The following is a 14,209-nucleotide window of genomic DNA, read 5'->3' as shown; positions in this document are numbered from 1 at the left end:
CTTAGTGCTGCGTTAACCGCAACGCTAATGGTGATTTATTTGTCCCCTTGGCGATGAAACCGCACAAACCCGCTGGCAATTTGGCAAAAACATGCTCTGCCTGCTGGCGTGTGTCGAAGATACCGAATACACATGCTCCGGTTCCCGTCATTCTGGACGGCGCATATTCTATCAGCCACGCCAATGCTTTGGCAACTTGGGGGTATCGCTCGGCGACTCTGGGTTGGCAATCGTTGTGCCAGTCACTGCTCATTAAATCATCCATGGAGAGCTTAGGCGTATCCCGTGGTAGCAGGGGATCGTTAAACACCTCGGCGGTGGAAACGTGAACATCCGGGGTCAGGATCAGGTACCAATTTTCCGGCGCCTCGACCGGGATCAACTTCTCGCCAACCCCTTCGGCAAATGCCGCTAAACCATTAATAAAAACAGGGACATCAGCGCCAAGAGACAGGCCAATCTTTGCCAGTTCATCCTGTGATAATTGAGTCTGCCACAGATGATTCAGGGCGACCAGTGTGGTGGCCGCATCGGATGAGCCGCCACCTATGCCGCCGCCCATTGGCAGTTTTTTATCCAGCCAGATCTCGGCGCCTTGATGGGTACCTGTGTACTCCTGCAAAGATTTTGCAGCTTTTAGAATTAAGTTATCGCTATTTGCAACAACAGCTTCCATCTCGGAATGCAGGGTGAGGCTGCCGCTGTCGTTGACGGCAAAATCCAGGTAGTCGCAGTAGTCGATAAACTGAAACAGGGTCTGTAGTTCATGGTAGCCATCGGCGCGGCGGCCGTTGACGTGGAGAAACAGGTTGAGTTTAGCCGGTGCCGGCCAGGCGGTGGATCTATTGCTTGTCATCTGTCGATTCCGGTTGTGATGCGCGCTTGGGTGTCAGTGCCTGCCACTGGCTGACCTGTAGCTTTAAACGAATGTCGTCGCGCTCTAGCTGCAGCAGTCTCGGCAGCTCGGCGCCGCTCTGCTCTTGCCAACTGTTGAAGCTGACGTGCCAGGGGCTACTGCCTGTGTGGTTGAGTACCTCCTTGGGGCGACCTTGCTCGTCGACGGCGACCACCTCATCCTGAGCGGAAACCTGCCCCGTGATCCACAGGGGCAGGGTGTCGACCGGTATCGACCAGCCGGTGAGGCGCCTGAGCAGCTCTTCGGCGTCGCTGTCCTGATACACCTTGTCTTCTATCTGCAGGCTCGCCTGGCTAGGGGTCTTGTTAAGGGTCATGACTGTAGTGCCCAGCATAGTGGTCAGGGTCAGGTCGTCATTGGTCTGGGTATGGAACCAGTAGAGGTTGGTGCTGAATTTATCTTCTGGGGTGCGCACCGCCAACTTGCCCTGCAGCTCCCAGGCCTCTGCCTGGTTAGCACTTTCTACCTGTGTGGGGGCGTAGTCGATCGGTTTGTGGGAGGCACAGCCGGCGAGGGTCATTAGCGCTAAGGCCGCACAGCTTGCCGAAATTTTTGTGAAGTAGTTCAAATTATTCATCTATGGCTAAAATCACTAGCGCATATCATACGAGGGCTGACTTTAAATACCAACGACTAATCCCAAATTTCCTGCCAGCCTAGGCTAGGGTTAGCAATGGCTAATTTTCGCAAGGGCCTGAGGGCTTGATTTTAAGCCTCAGGTTTAATAGAAAAAAGTTGTGACAAGCCAGATTATTGTTCGGTTTTGTTAAGCGTATTCTGTTTTTAGTCGACTCAATTGCGTAGAATGACTGGCATTAAGTGAGATGATTCGGGCCTATGGCCGGTAGTCAATGAACTCGCAAGATTAACAGACCCTAGAGACCAGAAAGAGTCAGATGAGCCTTGTAGCAATCGGTATTAATCATAAAACAGCCACTGTAGACCTACGAGAAAAGGTAGCGTTTGCGCCTGATAAAATTCATGAAGCGATGAAGAGTCTTGCCAGTCGGACTAAGACAGGGGAGGCAGTGATCGTCTCGACCTGTAACCGCACTGAGCTCTATTGCAACACGGGTGATGAGGCGGATGTGATCAGCTGGCTGGAGTCTTATCATCAGTTATCTCATGATGACGTATTGCCCTGCCTGTACAAGTATCAAGGGCAGCAGGTGGTACAGCATCTGATGCGAGTCTCGTCGGGACTCGACTCGCTCATTTTGGGCGAACCGCAGATCTTAGGTCAGGTGAAACAATCTTTCGTGAAGGCCAAAGAGGCCGGCACGGTTGCGGTCACCATGGACAGACTGTTCCAAAATACCTTCTCGGTGGCCAAGAAGGTGCGCACCGAGACAGAGATCGGTGCCGCCGCCGTATCGGTCGCCTTTGCGGCCGTGAGCATGGCCAAACATATTTTCTCGGCGCTGAGCGCCACTAAGGTGCTGCTGATCGGTGCCGGCGAGACCATAGAGCTGGTGGCACGCCACCTGAAAGACAATGGTGTCGACTCCATGATAGTCGCCAACCGTACCATTTCCCGCGCCGAAGCCATGTGTGAAGAGTTCGGTGCGACGGCAATTACGCTCGAACAGATACCAGATTTTCTCCCTAAGGCCGATATCGTGATATCCTCTACCGCCAGCCCATTACCTATACTGGGTAAAGGCATGGTAGAAAAAGCGCTTAAGCAGCGTCGTCATCAACCTATGTTATTGGTTGATATAGCAGTTCCTAGAGATATCGAGGCCGAAGTTGCCGATCTGGACGATGCCTTCTTATACACGGTTGACGATCTGCAAAGCATCATTGAACAGAATATGGCCTCCCGACGTGAGGCGGCCGAGAAAGCTGAATTAATTGTTGAAGAGGAATCTCATCATTTCATGGAGTGGATTCGATCGTTAGAGTCGGTCGACAGCATCCGTGAATACCGAAGCCAGAGTATGGCGATCAGAGATGAGTTGGTCGAGCGAGCGATCAATAAGTTGGCCCAGGGTGGTGATAGCGAGCAGCTAATACTGGAACTGGCGAACAAGTTGACCAATAAGTTGATCCACGCCCCGACCCAGGCGCTCACCCAGGCGAGTCGCCGCGGTGACCTCAATAGCTTAGGACAATTAAGAGCAGCGCTCGGACTAGATAAAGACTAAGGTTAGCGTTGTAATGAAGGACAGTGTTATTCGCAAGCTCGAAGGCTTGCTTGAGCGTAATGAAGAGGTTTTGGCGCTGCTGAGTGATGCGGAAATCATCGCCGATCAGGAGCGTTTTCGCGCTCTGTCCAAAGAGTATTCTCAACTCGAAGATGTGGTAAAGAGCTTCAAGGCCTACCGCCAGGCCGAAGAAGATCTTGCCTCGGCGCAGGAGATGCTCGCCGAAGATGACGCCGATCTGAAAGAGATGGCGCAAGAAGAGATTAAAGAAGCCAAGGCGACCCTGGATGTCTTGGAAGGCGAGCTGCAGATCCTGCTGCTGCCAAAAGATCCTAAAGATGACAACAACGCCTTCCTCGAGATCCGCGCCGGTGCCGGTGGTGACGAGGCGGCTATCTTTGCCGGTGACCTGTTCCGCATGTACAGTCGCTACTGCGAGGCAAACCGCTGGCAGATGGAGATCATGAACGCCAACGAAGGCGAACATGGTGGCTTCAAAGAGATCATCGTTAAAGTGTCAGGCGATGGCGTCTATGGCAAGCTCAAGTTCGAGTCGGGCGGACACCGAGTACAGCGCGTGCCTGAAACAGAATCTCAAGGACGTGTGCATACCTCAGCCTGTACCGTGGTGGTAATGCCTGAGATCCCAGAAGCCGAAGCGATCGAAATCAATCCTGCCGATCTAAAGGTCGACACCTTCCGCGCCTCGGGTGCCGGTGGTCAGCACGTAAACAAGACAGATTCAGCCATCCGTATTACCCATATTCCTTCGGGTATCGTGGTGGAGTGTCAGGATCAGCGCTCGCAGCATAAAAACCGCGCCCAGGCGATGAGCGTCTTGGCCGCCCGTATTCAGGCGGTGGAAGATGAGAAGCGCCGCAGCGAAGAGGAATCGACACGTCGTAACCTGGTTGCCAGTGGTGACCGCTCGGAGCGTGTGCGTACCTATAACTTCCCTCAGGGACGTGTGAGCGAGCACAGAATCAACCTGACTCTCTATCGCCTCAGCGAAGTGATGGAAGGCGACCTCGATGCCATCCTCGGCCCCTTGATGCAGGAAAACCAAGCCGACCTGTTAGCAGCCCTTTCCGAAGGTTAATCTTGCTATCATTGCCGCTAGGTGATTAAGGATATGCTTTGTTCCAGACGTTAGCACAGGCCCTCGAATGGGCCTCGACTCGACTCCAGGATGTGTCTGACAGTGCCAAGCTCGATGCCGAGGTGATGCTGCTGCATATCATTCATAAGCAGCGCAGTTATCTCTATACCTGGCCAGACGAGCGTCTGACCAGCGAGCAGGTGACCGAGTATAAGCAGATGGTCGGTCGCCGCGAGTTAGGTACTCCCATCGCTCACATCGTCGGCGAACGGGAGTTCTGGTCGCTGCCCTTCATGGTTAATCCCACCACGCTGATCCCGCGCCCGGATACCGAGATTTTGGTAGAGACAGCCCTTAATCTGCCGCTGGCGGAGAATGCTAAGGTGCTGGACCTGGGGACTGGTACCGGGGCTATCGCCCTGTCGCTGGCCTTCGAGCGTAGTAACTGGCAGATCACTGCGGTAGACAAGGTGCTCGAGGCCGTTGCCCTGGCCAAGGCCAACCGTGACAACCTCAAGTTGCCTCAGGTGGAGGTACTGCAGAGTGACTGGTTCGACGCCATCAATCGCTACGACTTCAACCTGATCGTCTCCAATCCGCCCTATATCGATGAGGAAGATGAGCACCTGTCCCAAGGGGACGTGCGTTTCGAACCCCATAGCGCGCTCACCGCAGGTGAACACGGCTATGCGGATCTCTTCTACATCGCCGAGGCGGCGCGCGACTATCTGGCGCCCGGTGGCTATCTGCTGCTTGAGCATGGTTTCGGCCAGGCTCTTACGGTGCGCGATAAGATGATCGAGCTGGGTTACGAGGCGGTCGCGACGGTACGCGATTTTGGCAGCAACGACAGATGTACCCTGGGTCGCTGGCCAAGATAGTTGGGTTTGATAGCTTCTTAGCTTAAGCCACAGCACTAGCACTTCACCGCGCGACACTAAAAACGCCATGGGCCTGAGCCTGTGGCGTTTTCTTTTCGTAATATTGTCGTTCTGTTTTAATGCCTCCCAGGATAGTCCATACTCAACAGGTCGCAGGCTAGGGCTGACCTGGCGTCTCAGGAAAACACCATGAAAATGATCGCTATGTTACTGGCCTTGTTAATCATCGGCCTCTTGTATTATCAGCAACTCGCCAAGCAACCTGTGCTCAGCGAGCAGACCGAGGCGGCCCTGGAGGCCACTCAAGGCACAGGTCCTAAGGTGCCGACCCGGCCCGACGAGCTCGCCACCTTCGATAAGGAGATGAACGCCCTGATGCAGGAGGAGGCCGAGAAGCGGGCCAAGGCGTTAAAAGAAGCCGAGGGCCAGTAGCGCTTAAAAGAGAGGCCGTTAATGTTTGAAGAAGCCTCAGGCGGTCAAAATTGATTCTCTAAGCTTGGTTAGCTTAGATTTAATTGCTTAGAGCGTCTTGGTCATGAAGTATTTACAGCCCGTCTTAGGGTATTGCTCCTGAGTCCACTCTAGAGAATAGCCTCTGGCCTCGTAGAAGGGTCGCGCCTGAAAGTTTAGGGTATCTAAGATGGCGTAGATGCAGCCGCGTTCCCTGGCGATACGTTCGGCCTCTTCTAACATCTGGCTGCCGATCTGTTGTCCTCTGAGCGACTCGCTCACCCAGAAGTTATCTATCATCAGCCAGTTGCCGAATGTGCGCGCCGACAGGCCGGCGATCATCTCTCCTGCCTCATTCTCCAGCTTAAGCCCTAGGGGTAAGCGCTCGCTCACCTCCCAACGCTGCCAGTTAAACTCGGCGATTTTTTGCTGCACTGCCTCGGCAAATTCGGGGCTGGCGTCTTGGGTAAAAGTGATGCTCATGATTAACTACCTTGATGTTGATTCCTATGCCGACTAGCTTAAACTAGCGGGATAAATCTGATAAGTGCATTATCTGCATTGGGAGATGAAATCTGTGCATAAAGGTTTGTATCATGTTGATTTAAATCTTCTTAAGTTGTTTCATTCGCTCTATTGCTGTCGCAGTGTAACCCAAGCGGCGCAGCAGATGCATCTGAGTCAGTCGGCGTTTAGTCACGCGCTCTCCAGGCTACGCCAGCAATTGGATGACCCACTGTTTATCCGCTCGGCCAGCGCGATGCTCCCAACTCCCTATGCCGACTCCATCAGCGTCGAGGTCGGCCAGGTGCTGGACAGGCTCAGCGACTGCCTATTACCCAAACAGGCATTTTCTCCGGTGCAGAGTCAGCATGCATTTCGCATTGCGGTGACTGACTTTACCGCCCTGATGTTAATGTCGCGTCTTGCCAAGCGGCTCAGCACCCTGGCGCCCAAGGTGCGCCTCAATCTGATTCACGATGAGCAGCGTATGCCCCTGAGCCGTTTCGAGTCGGGTCAATTGGATTTCGCCTTGGACTTCTCCCATGACGAGGGCCAGGGTCACAGACTCATCAGCGAGTCCCTATGGTGGGAGGGAGACTATTGCACCCTGGCAAGCTCCAAGGTGACTAAGATGAACCGTGACATCTTTCTCGCCAGTCGGCATATCCTGGTTTCCCCCTGGGGAACTGATACAGGGATAGTGGATCAGGTACTTGCCTCACAGGGGCTGAGCCGGGATATCGCCATACAGCTGCCAAATGTCATCAACGCGCCATTTCTGGTGGAGGAGTCGGGGTATCTGGTGACCCTGCCGCGTCAGGCGGCGCGCCTGCTTGCCCATAGCCTACCGCTCAATGAGTTCGACGTCCCTCTGCCTATGCCAAGCTACAAGTTGACGTTGATGAGTTATAAGCCGACCGAAAACACCTCAGAAAACCTTTGGCTGAGGGAGCAGATAAACGAGCTGTTCGACACCTGAGAGGCGTGATCATCCAAGGTGTTAACTCAATTTAAGTGGATATGTTGAAATCGGTTGTGCCGATATTGGTGCCCCGGCCTTTGATCGGGTACACTAGCGCCTTTGCGAGCCACGAAAGAAGATATAATGGACAGTTTATACCCAGCTATTAAGCATATACACCTCACTTTGATTGCCGTGAGTGTGCTGTTTTTTATCGTACGATTTGTGCTGCATCTTAAACAATCAGCCATCATGGACAAGAAATTTGTTAAGATTGCGCCCCATGTGATCGATACCTTCCTGCTGCTCTCCGGCCTAACCTTATGCTTCATCATCAAGCAGTATCCGTTTCAGGATGCCTGGTTGACCGAGAAGATAGGCGCAGTGATCGCTTACATCTTCCTGGCGGCCATCTCGCTTAAGGCTAACCGTAACAAACTCTTCAAGACCTTCGCCGCCCTAGGCGCGCTGGCCTGGGTGATGTACGCTGCGAAAATTGCCATGTTTAAACAAGCAATATTAATGAGCTAATGACAAACCTGATCTTAAACGAGGCGCTCTCCCTTCCAGAGAGCGCCTTTGATATTTCCGAGCACCTGGGATTTTCCGATAAGGAAGCGGCTAAGTGGGCCTGGTACGAGCTGGCGGGCTCTGTACTTAGCCACTATCTGGTCGACAGAGAAGCCCGTCTCGAGGCGCTGTTGCAGTGGTTCTATCAGGATCTCGGCTTCTGTGCGCGAGAGTCCTATTTCAGTATCGAGGCGGCGGATCTCGCCAGCTGCATCACCACGCGGCAGGGTAACAGTACCACACTGGCAAGCGTGCTCATGCTGCTGGGTAAGCAACTGGACCTGGTATTGCAGCCGTTGCTGTTGCCGGGCACCACAGTGCTGAGCTGTCGTATCGACGATAAGGTTCGCTATATCGACCCGCTCACCGGGCAATCCCTGACTCGTCACCAACTTCACGTGTTGGTGCGCGGCGAGTTAGGTAATGGCGCGCCCTTTAAGCCGCGTTATCTGAAGCCTGCGAGCCTCAAGCGCCTGCTGTCACGCATGCTGCATGAGCTCAAGGCCGGCGCCATCCTGGCGAGCAAATTTGAGAGCGCCATGGAGTGCTGTAACTTATTGCTGCAGTGGCACCAAGACGATCTGAATCTTAACCGGGAGCGGGCCTTTATCGCCCAGCAGCTAGGTTGTATCAGCGTCGCGGCGGCGGACCTGCGACACTTTGTCGATAACAGTCCCCACGACCCGGTAACCGAGCTGGTCAAATTACAGTTAAAAGAGCTCAACGACGAGGTTGAGGTCTATCATTAACCCTTAGCGTCCAGGCCGGGATGGCCTGGCGCGGGGGCGAAATTTACCGCGATTGCCAATCGGCTTTAGCGGCCACTACTATAACTACAACAATAAATAACCCATACAAAATAAAAGGGAGATGAGATGAGCAGTACCGCGTTAGTCAGCAATGACGCCACGGCATTAGTCACCAATGATGCCACGGGCCTGGGCCTGTTGGCGGTGATCTTAGGATTCGTGTTTTATACCAATAGCAGCCAGCACCCATTCTGGGTGAAGTTTTATCGTTTCATTCCTGCGCTGCTGCTGTGCTACTTTCTGCCTTCGCTGCTAAACTCCTTTAATATCCTGGATGGCGATACCTCAAACCTCTATTTTGTCGCCTCCCGTTACCTGTTACCCGCCTGTCTGGTGCTGCTGATCTTAAGTGTCGACCTCAAGGCGATCCTAAGCCTTGGCCCCAAGGCGATTGTGATGTTTTTAACCGGTACCGTCGGCATAGTGATAGGGGGGCCAATTGCCTTACTTATCGTGTCGACCCTCAACCCTGAGATCCTCGGGGTGAGCGGGCCAGATGCGGTCTGGCGCGGCATGACTACCCTGGCCGGCAGCTGGATCGGCGGCGGCGCCAACCAGGCGGCGATGAAGGAGATCTACGAGGCCGGTGGCAACATCTTCTCTATCATGGTGACGGTCGATGTGATCGTGGCCAACATCTGGATGGCCGTGCTGCTGTTTATGGCCTCTAAGGCCAAGGAGATCGATGCCAAGACGGGCGCCGATACCCGCGCCATCGAGACCCTCAAGCAGAAGGTGGAGAAGTATCACGCCGAAAACGCCCGTATCGCCAGCTTGCGAGATCTAATGATGATAGTCGCCGTGGGCTTTGGTATCACGGGCCTGGCCCATGTGATCGCCGATTTCCTCGGGCCCTTCTTCGAGGCCAACTATCCCTGGACTCGCGATTACAGCCTGACCTCTAAGTTCTTCTGGCTGATCGTGACGGTAACCACCATAGGTCTGGCCATGTCCTTTACCCCTGTGCGCCATCTTGAGGCGGCGGGCGCCTCTAAGGTCGCCTCGGCGTTCCTCTATATCCTGGTGGCGACTATCGGCCTGCATATGGATGTGTTCAAACTGTTTGACCCGGCCAACCTCTGGTATTTCGCCATCGGCATCATCTGGATGATAGTCCACGCCGGTTTCATGTTGCTGGTGGCCAAGCTTATCCGCGCGCCACTGTTTTACATGGCGGTGGGCAGTCAGGCCAACGTCGGCGGTGCGGCCTCGGCGCCCGTGGTGGCCGCGGCCTTCCATCCGGCCCTGGCACCTGTCGGTGTACTCCTGGCCGTATTAGGCTATGCTGTAGGCACCTATATGGCGTGGGTGTGTGGTCAGATACTGCAGGTCGTGGCTCAGTGATAGGCCAATAAAGAATTTGATTCCTGCCGGGCTTGCCCCGGCTTCTTAAGAGAGAAGTAGCGATGAGTAATAAAACCATAAAGTTAGGTAGCATTGAAATTGCAAACGACAAGCCTTTTGTCCTGTTTGGCGGCATGAATGTGCTCGAGTCGCGAGACCTGGCCATGCAGATCGCAGAGACCTATGCGGAAGTTACTCAGAAGCTTGGGATCCCTTATGTGTTTAAGGCATCGTTCGACAAGGCTAACCGCTCTTCGGTGAACTCTTACCGTGGCCCAGGCATGGAAGAGGGACTGAAGATCTTCCAGGAGATTAAAGATACCTTTAACCTGCCGCTGATCACCGACGTGCATGAGCCCTACCAGTGCCAGCCAGTGGCCGAGGTGGTGGATATCATCCAGCTGCCCGCCTTCCTGGCACGTCAGACGGATCTCGTGGTAGCCATGGCCAAGACAGGCGCCATCATCAACGTGAAGAAGCCACAGTTCTTGGCGCCCCATGAGATGCGTCATATCATCACCAAGTTTAACGAGGCGGGTAACGACGAGATCATCCTATGTGAGCGTGGCTCTTGCTTCGGTTACAATAACCTGGTGGTTGACATGCTGGGCATGGATGAGATGAAGCAGTCGGGTTACCCAGTGATCTTCGATGCGACCCACGCCCTGCAGCGTCCAGGCGGACGTGCCGATAGCGCAGGCGGTCGTCGTGCCCAGGCCACCGAGCTGGCCCGTAGCGGCATGGCGCTGGGTCTGGCGGGTCTGTTTATCGAGGCGCATCCGGATCCAGATAACGCCAAGTGTGACGGCCCATGTGCCTTGCCACTGCATCAGCTGGAAAATTATTTGACCCAGATGAAGGCGATCGACGATCTGGTGAAATCTTTCGCCCCAATCGATACCAGCAAGTAAGCGAGCCTTCACTCAGACTGCTGTAAATCGAGGTCGACATAATGCTGAAGCCCCGCCTGTGCGGGGCTTTTTGATGTCCGTTGAATTGTCTCTGGCACCAGCGCTTTAGCCTGCCATCGTCCTATAGCTTAATCACACGGCTCACTTTCCATGAGGCATTTTCACTCGCCCGGCAGCTGGTTAGGCGTTAGGCTAGTAGTCCCTTTTTGTGAGAGTCGCTTATGTGGATAGTCTTTACCTTTCTCGCCGCCTTCATGCAGTCCTGGCGTAATGCCCTGCAGAGTCAGCTGAGCCGCGATGTCAAGGTGGCCGGGGTAACGCTGGCGCGTTTTCTCTGGGCCGGACCCATCGCCGCCTGTTATCTTGCCGCGCTTTACCTCTTCCTGCCGCCCGACCTGCAACAAGCGGGGCAACAAGTGGGTCAACAAGCAGGGCAACAAGTGGGGCAAGAGAGCCTGCAGCTGTTTCCCGCCCCTTTCTGGGGTTTCGTGCTCGGCGCTGCCTTGATGCAGATTGTGGCCACGGGTTTGATGGTGAAACTGTTTCAGCTCAGAGACTTCGCCATAGGCGCTGGCCTTGCCAAGAGCGAGGCGATCGTCGCTGCCGTGTTTGGTGCCCTGTTTTTCGGCACCCAACTGAGCCCGCTGGGCTGGCTCGGCGTGGTGATTGGCGCGGTGGCCGTGCTCCTGATGAGCAAGGGCGCTGGGGTTGCCAGGCTCTCGCCTCAGGTGTTGCTGCTGGGACTCGCCTGCGGCAGCGCCTTCGCGCTCACCTCGCTCTGGGTCAGAGAGGCAAGTCTGGTGCTGACTCTGCCTTTTCCCCACAGCGCCGCCTGGGTGCTGTTCTGGGTGATAAGCGTGCAAACTGTCATCTTGCTGCTGTTTCTCTACTTGCGGGACCGTCAGACCCTGGCGGCCCTGTGGCGTCGGCCTAAGTTGACCCTGGCTATCAGCGTGACCAGCTGCCTGGGCTCCATCGGTTGGTTCAGCGCCATGGCCTTGCAGGCGGTGCCCTATGTGAAGACCTTAGGTCAGGTAGAGGTGTTTTTTACCCTAATCGTGGCGGGGAGTTATCTGAAGCAGAAGGTGAAGCCGAAGGAGATGACCGCCTTGCTGCTTATCGCAGTGGCGGCCATCTTGGTGATTTGGGGATGATGCGGTCTTAGGCTGTCTGGTAGCGGGCGAGGATCTTGCCCAGACTCTCAGAGGCTTGTGACAGCTGACTGACGCCGATTGAAGATTGGTTGGCCAGCTCCTTGATCACATTGGCCTGCTGGCGTATCTCACTCAACTCGGAGGCGATATCGTTGGCCACGGCGCTCTGCTCCTCCGAGGAGGCGGCGATCTGGAAGCTCATGTCGATAACCGATTGCGACGACTCGTTGATGGCGCTGACGTCTGTGCCTATCTCGGTGATCAGCGACTGGCTGGATTCGGCCTGCTTCACCGTGCGCTGGGTGATGTTGTCTATGTTGTTGGTTTCCTGCTGCAGGTTCTCGATCATCGCCTGAATTTCCACCGTGGCCGACTGAGTGCGGCTGGCCAGGGTTCTCACCTCGTCGGCAACCACGGCGAAGCCGCGGCCCATCTCGCCGGCGCGGGCGGCCTCGATGGCGGCGTTAAGGGCCAGCAGGTTGGTCTGCTCAGAGATGGCGTTGATTGTGGTGATCACTTCGTTGATCTTGGTGGCGTTGACCTTGAGGGTGCTGACCGAATCTGAGGTCTGCTCGATAAAGCCCGACAGCTGCTCGATATCCTTGATCGCCTTCTGCACCCGCTCATAGCTCTGACGGATAGACTGTGAGTTTTGCTCCACTTTCTCTACCGAGCTGTTGGAGATGTTGGATACCTCACCGGCGGAGGCCGTCATCTCCTCCATGGCGGTGGCAACCGAGTCGAGAGATTGGTATTGCTGCTCTATCTGACGCTCGCTTTCCTGATTCTCCGAGGCAAAGGAGCTGGCGGTGTGATGCAGCGTCTCGGCATTATCTTTCACCGTGACCACAAGCTCGGTGAGTGTGTCCATGGCGTTGTCCAGTGCGCAGCCTATGGTGCCAAACTCGTCACGCCCCGGATGAAAGCCCAGGCGCGAGGTGAGGTCACCCTTGGCGATATTCTTGGTGGTGGTCCATAGCACCCAGAGGGCGCCGCCGATGAAGGTGGCGTTCCAGTAGAGCAGGACGGCGAACGGCAGTAACCAGAGATAGGTGAGCAGCAGGCTGTAGAGGGCCGATTGTTTGGCGTCGCGCTCGCGGCTGGCGACATTCTGCGTCAGTGACAGGTTTTGCCCCGCGGCGCTGCGCACCACGGCGGTGACGCTGTCTTGGCTGCGGCTTGAGCTTGCCTGGCCGCTGGGTTGAATATTTAGGCTGGTAAACTTATCGGTCTGGCCGCTGGTTTCCAGGGCGCGTACCATGCCCGATAGCTCACTTTCCAGCGCCGTCATCGAGGCTTGTTCTATGGCATCTATGCTGCCTTGATAGCGGCTGACGCCGATGCAGGTGATGGCGATGAAAAACAGCGCCCCAATGACCCAAAATTTATCGTTAATAGACATCTTGATGAAGAGTTTGTCTATGGTGCGAAAATTAACTTCTCTCATAGTTTTTTTCCGTCTCGAATTAAGGCTGAGGCCTTAGACAATAGTAGAATAAAATGCGGCGACATCCTTAAAATTACGCCTTTTTTACCAATAAATACAGGATGGTTTAACGTTTTTTTTACATAGGTTGCGGCGCACCTGTCCTAGGTCAAGCTTGCCATTCGTCCCTTGAGGGCGCGGTATAGCGTCAGCGCCAATTGGCTGGCCAGCAGACCAAAGCTTGCTCCGGCCAGCAGATCCCCGAGATAGTGATAGTTGAGGCTCAACTGCCCGGTGATGACGGCAAACATGCAGCCAAGCCAGAGGGGCATCAGCTTAGGCGTGTGGCGCCAGAAGGTGAAGGCGAGGGCGAAGGTTAGCAGCGCATGTCCCGAGGGGAAGGAGTCATAGGCGAACCCTTGGGCAAAGGGATGAAACGCCTCGATACGATCGGCTACCCAGGAGGGATTATGGCCATTGCCTAAACTTATCCAGCTCTCAGGCCAGGTGCGGCCAAAGAGCAACTTAGCGATCCAGCGAATCGAGAAGGCCAGCGCCAGGGTGAGCACCAGCTCAATGGCGAGGGCCTGGAACCTGGCGCGAAAGCGCGCGCTGATGCAGGCAAAGATAGTCAGCCCTGCCAGAAACTCCAGTAACAGAGGGGTCTTACTCAGAAGCTTTAGTGCGGGGTGAGACAGCTGCTGGGCGTGCATCAGATCCGCCAGCTGGCGATCGATAAGGTGAACCGAGATAAGCACCAGGGTAAGCAGCAGGCCATAGAGGAGCAGGGCGCCCTTGGCGCTACCGGGAAATAGGTGTTTTAGCATGGAATTGTGCATCTTTGGGAGAAAGCCCTAGCCTAAGGCAAATCCGAGAGCTTGCAAAGTTTGCTACTTCACACTCTGCTTATTTTAGCTGGTTCTCGCAGCGCCTGTACGCAGCGTTTGTCAGGGCGTGAAAACAACGGGTGGCGTGAGAAGTGAGTATCTATAAAAGAGAGAAGAGAATAAGTAAGCGTCATGACGGCAGGCATTAAC

At 54.9% G+C, this 14,209-nt stretch carries 15 protein-coding genes; 10 read left to right on the top strand and 5 right to left on the bottom strand.

All coding sequences use genetic code 11. The features are described 5' to 3' along the window. Position 1: 1 nt before the first annotated feature. On the bottom strand, positions 2-856 hold the full coding sequence (gene ispE, locus SHEW_RS15040) for a 4-(cytidine 5'-diphospho)-2-C-methyl-D-erythritol kinase (protein ID WP_011866712.1): 855 nt from the start codon (positions 854-856) through the stop codon (positions 2-4). Then, on the bottom strand, positions 843-1,493 hold the full coding sequence (gene lolB / locus SHEW_RS15035; RefSeq protein ID WP_011866711.1) for a lipoprotein insertase outer membrane protein LolB: 651 nt from the start codon (positions 1,491-1,493) through the stop codon (positions 843-845). Before lolB ends, ispE begins: the two co-directional genes overlap by 14 nt. Before the next feature lie 319 nt (positions 1,494-1,812). Between lolB and hemA the strand changes: the two genes are divergently transcribed. From hemA to SHEW_RS15015, 4 genes are all read left to right on the top strand, one after another. After that, on the top strand, positions 1,813-3,063 hold the full coding sequence (gene hemA / locus SHEW_RS15030; RefSeq protein WP_011866710.1) for a glutamyl-tRNA reductase: 1,251 nt from the start codon (positions 1,813-1,815) through the stop codon (positions 3,061-3,063). A gap of 13 nt (positions 3,064-3,076) precedes the next feature. Further along, on the top strand, positions 3,077-4,162 hold the full coding sequence (gene prfA, locus SHEW_RS15025) for a peptide chain release factor 1 (protein ID WP_011866709.1): 1,086 nt from the start codon (positions 3,077-3,079) through the stop codon (positions 4,160-4,162). A 38-nt stretch (positions 4,163-4,200) separates the two neighbouring features. Then, positions 4,201-5,043: a peptide chain release factor N(5)-glutamine methyltransferase gene (gene prmC / locus SHEW_RS15020; protein WP_011866708.1), complete on the top strand. Its 843-nt coding sequence runs from the start codon at positions 4,201-4,203 to the stop codon at positions 5,041-5,043. 189 nt (positions 5,044-5,232) lie between these two features. Next, a complete protein-coding gene (locus SHEW_RS15015; RefSeq protein ID WP_011866707.1) occupies positions 5,233-5,475 on the top strand; it encodes a hypothetical protein in 243 nt (80 codons plus the stop codon). A gap of 87 nt (positions 5,476-5,562) precedes the next feature. Here the strand turns inward: SHEW_RS15015 and SHEW_RS15010 are convergent, their stop codons facing one another. Beyond that, positions 5,563-5,976: a GNAT family N-acetyltransferase gene (locus tag SHEW_RS15010; protein WP_011866706.1), complete on the bottom strand. Its 414-nt coding sequence runs from the start codon at positions 5,974-5,976 to the stop codon at positions 5,563-5,565. A gap of 85 nt (positions 5,977-6,061) precedes the next feature. On the opposite strand from SHEW_RS15010, the gene SHEW_RS15005 reads away from it, so the two are divergent. The 6 genes from SHEW_RS15005 (at position 6,062) to SHEW_RS14980 (ending at position 11,746) form a co-directional block, all read left to right on the top strand. Then, on the top strand, positions 6,062-6,976 hold the full coding sequence (locus SHEW_RS15005; RefSeq protein WP_150099974.1) for a LysR family transcriptional regulator: 915 nt from the start codon (positions 6,062-6,064) through the stop codon (positions 6,974-6,976). 126 nt (positions 6,977-7,102) lie between these two features. Continuing rightward, positions 7,103-7,489, top strand: a complete 387-nt coding sequence (locus SHEW_RS15000; protein WP_011866704.1) for a SirB2 family protein — start codon at positions 7,103-7,105, stop codon at positions 7,487-7,489. Then, the gene (locus SHEW_RS14995) at positions 7,489-8,277 is read left to right on the top strand and encodes a transglutaminase family protein (RefSeq protein ID WP_011866703.1); all 789 of its coding nucleotides are present in this window, start codon (positions 7,489-7,491) and stop codon (positions 8,275-8,277) included. Before SHEW_RS15000 ends, SHEW_RS14995 begins: the two co-directional genes overlap by 1 nt. A gap of 126 nt (positions 8,278-8,403) precedes the next feature. Then, on the top strand, positions 8,404-9,681 hold the full coding sequence (locus tag SHEW_RS14990; protein ID WP_011866702.1) for a DUF819 family protein: 1,278 nt from the start codon (positions 8,404-8,406) through the stop codon (positions 9,679-9,681). 62 nt (positions 9,682-9,743) lie between these two features. Continuing rightward, the gene (kdsA, locus tag SHEW_RS14985; protein ID WP_011866701.1) at positions 9,744-10,592 is read left to right on the top strand and encodes a 3-deoxy-8-phosphooctulonate synthase; all 849 of its coding nucleotides are present in this window, start codon (positions 9,744-9,746) and stop codon (positions 10,590-10,592) included. 221 nt (positions 10,593-10,813) lie between these two features. After that, the gene (locus SHEW_RS14980; RefSeq protein WP_011866700.1) at positions 10,814-11,746 is read left to right on the top strand and encodes a DMT family transporter; all 933 of its coding nucleotides are present in this window, start codon (positions 10,814-10,816) and stop codon (positions 11,744-11,746) included. A gap of 7 nt (positions 11,747-11,753) precedes the next feature. Here SHEW_RS14980 and SHEW_RS14975 read toward each other — a convergent pair whose 3' ends face one another. Together SHEW_RS14975 and SHEW_RS14970 are read right to left on the bottom strand one after the other, a co-directional pair. After that, positions 11,754-13,193 carry a methyl-accepting chemotaxis protein gene (locus tag SHEW_RS14975; protein WP_011866699.1) on the bottom strand — a complete coding sequence of 480 codons (1,440 nt, stop codon included), beginning with the start codon at positions 13,191-13,193 and terminating at the stop codon, positions 11,754-11,756. Between the two features lie 143 nt (positions 13,194-13,336). Next, positions 13,337-13,999 carry a phosphatase PAP2 family protein gene (locus tag SHEW_RS14970; protein ID WP_223294725.1) on the bottom strand — a complete coding sequence of 221 codons (663 nt, stop codon included), beginning with the start codon at positions 13,997-13,999 and terminating at the stop codon, positions 13,337-13,339. Positions 14,000-14,209 lie beyond the last annotated feature (210 nt).

Source organism: Shewanella loihica PV-4 (assembly GCF_000016065.1).
GTDB lineage: Bacteria > Pseudomonadota > Gammaproteobacteria > Enterobacterales > Shewanellaceae > Shewanella > Shewanella loihica.
This window is presented reverse-complemented; position numbering and strand designations above follow the sequence as displayed.

Coding starts and splice junctions, on each gene's coding strand:
- ispE (WP_011866712.1), bottom strand. CDS start 856: ATGACAAGCAATAGATCCACCGCCTGGCCGGCACCGGCTAAACTCAAC.
- lolB (WP_011866711.1), bottom strand. CDS start 1,493: ATGAATAATTTGAACTACTTCACAAAAATTTCGGCAAGCTGTGCGGCC.
- hemA (WP_011866710.1), top strand. CDS start 1,813: ATGAGCCTTGTAGCAATCGGTATTAATCATAAAACAGCCACTGTAGAC.
- prfA (WP_011866709.1), top strand. CDS start 3,077: ATGAAGGACAGTGTTATTCGCAAGCTCGAAGGCTTGCTTGAGCGTAAT.
- SHEW_RS15015 (WP_011866707.1), top strand. CDS start 5,233: ATGAAAATGATCGCTATGTTACTGGCCTTGTTAATCATCGGCCTCTTG.
- SHEW_RS15010 (WP_011866706.1), bottom strand. CDS start 5,976: ATGAGCATCACTTTTACCCAAGACGCCAGCCCCGAATTTGCCGAGGCA.
- SHEW_RS15005 (WP_150099974.1), top strand. CDS start 6,062: ATGAAATCTGTGCATAAAGGTTTGTATCATGTTGATTTAAATCTTCTT.
- SHEW_RS15000 (WP_011866704.1), top strand. CDS start 7,103: ATGGACAGTTTATACCCAGCTATTAAGCATATACACCTCACTTTGATT.
- SHEW_RS14995 (WP_011866703.1), top strand. CDS start 7,489: ATGACAAACCTGATCTTAAACGAGGCGCTCTCCCTTCCAGAGAGCGCC.
- SHEW_RS14990 (WP_011866702.1), top strand. CDS start 8,404: ATGAGCAGTACCGCGTTAGTCAGCAATGACGCCACGGCATTAGTCACC.
- kdsA (WP_011866701.1), top strand. CDS start 9,744: ATGAGTAATAAAACCATAAAGTTAGGTAGCATTGAAATTGCAAACGAC.
- SHEW_RS14980 (WP_011866700.1), top strand. CDS start 10,814: ATGTGGATAGTCTTTACCTTTCTCGCCGCCTTCATGCAGTCCTGGCGT.
- SHEW_RS14975 (WP_011866699.1), bottom strand. CDS start 13,193: ATGAGAGAAGTTAATTTTCGCACCATAGACAAACTCTTCATCAAGATG.
- SHEW_RS14970 (WP_223294725.1), bottom strand. CDS start 13,999: ATGCTAAAACACCTATTTCCCGGTAGCGCCAAGGGCGCCCTGCTCCTC.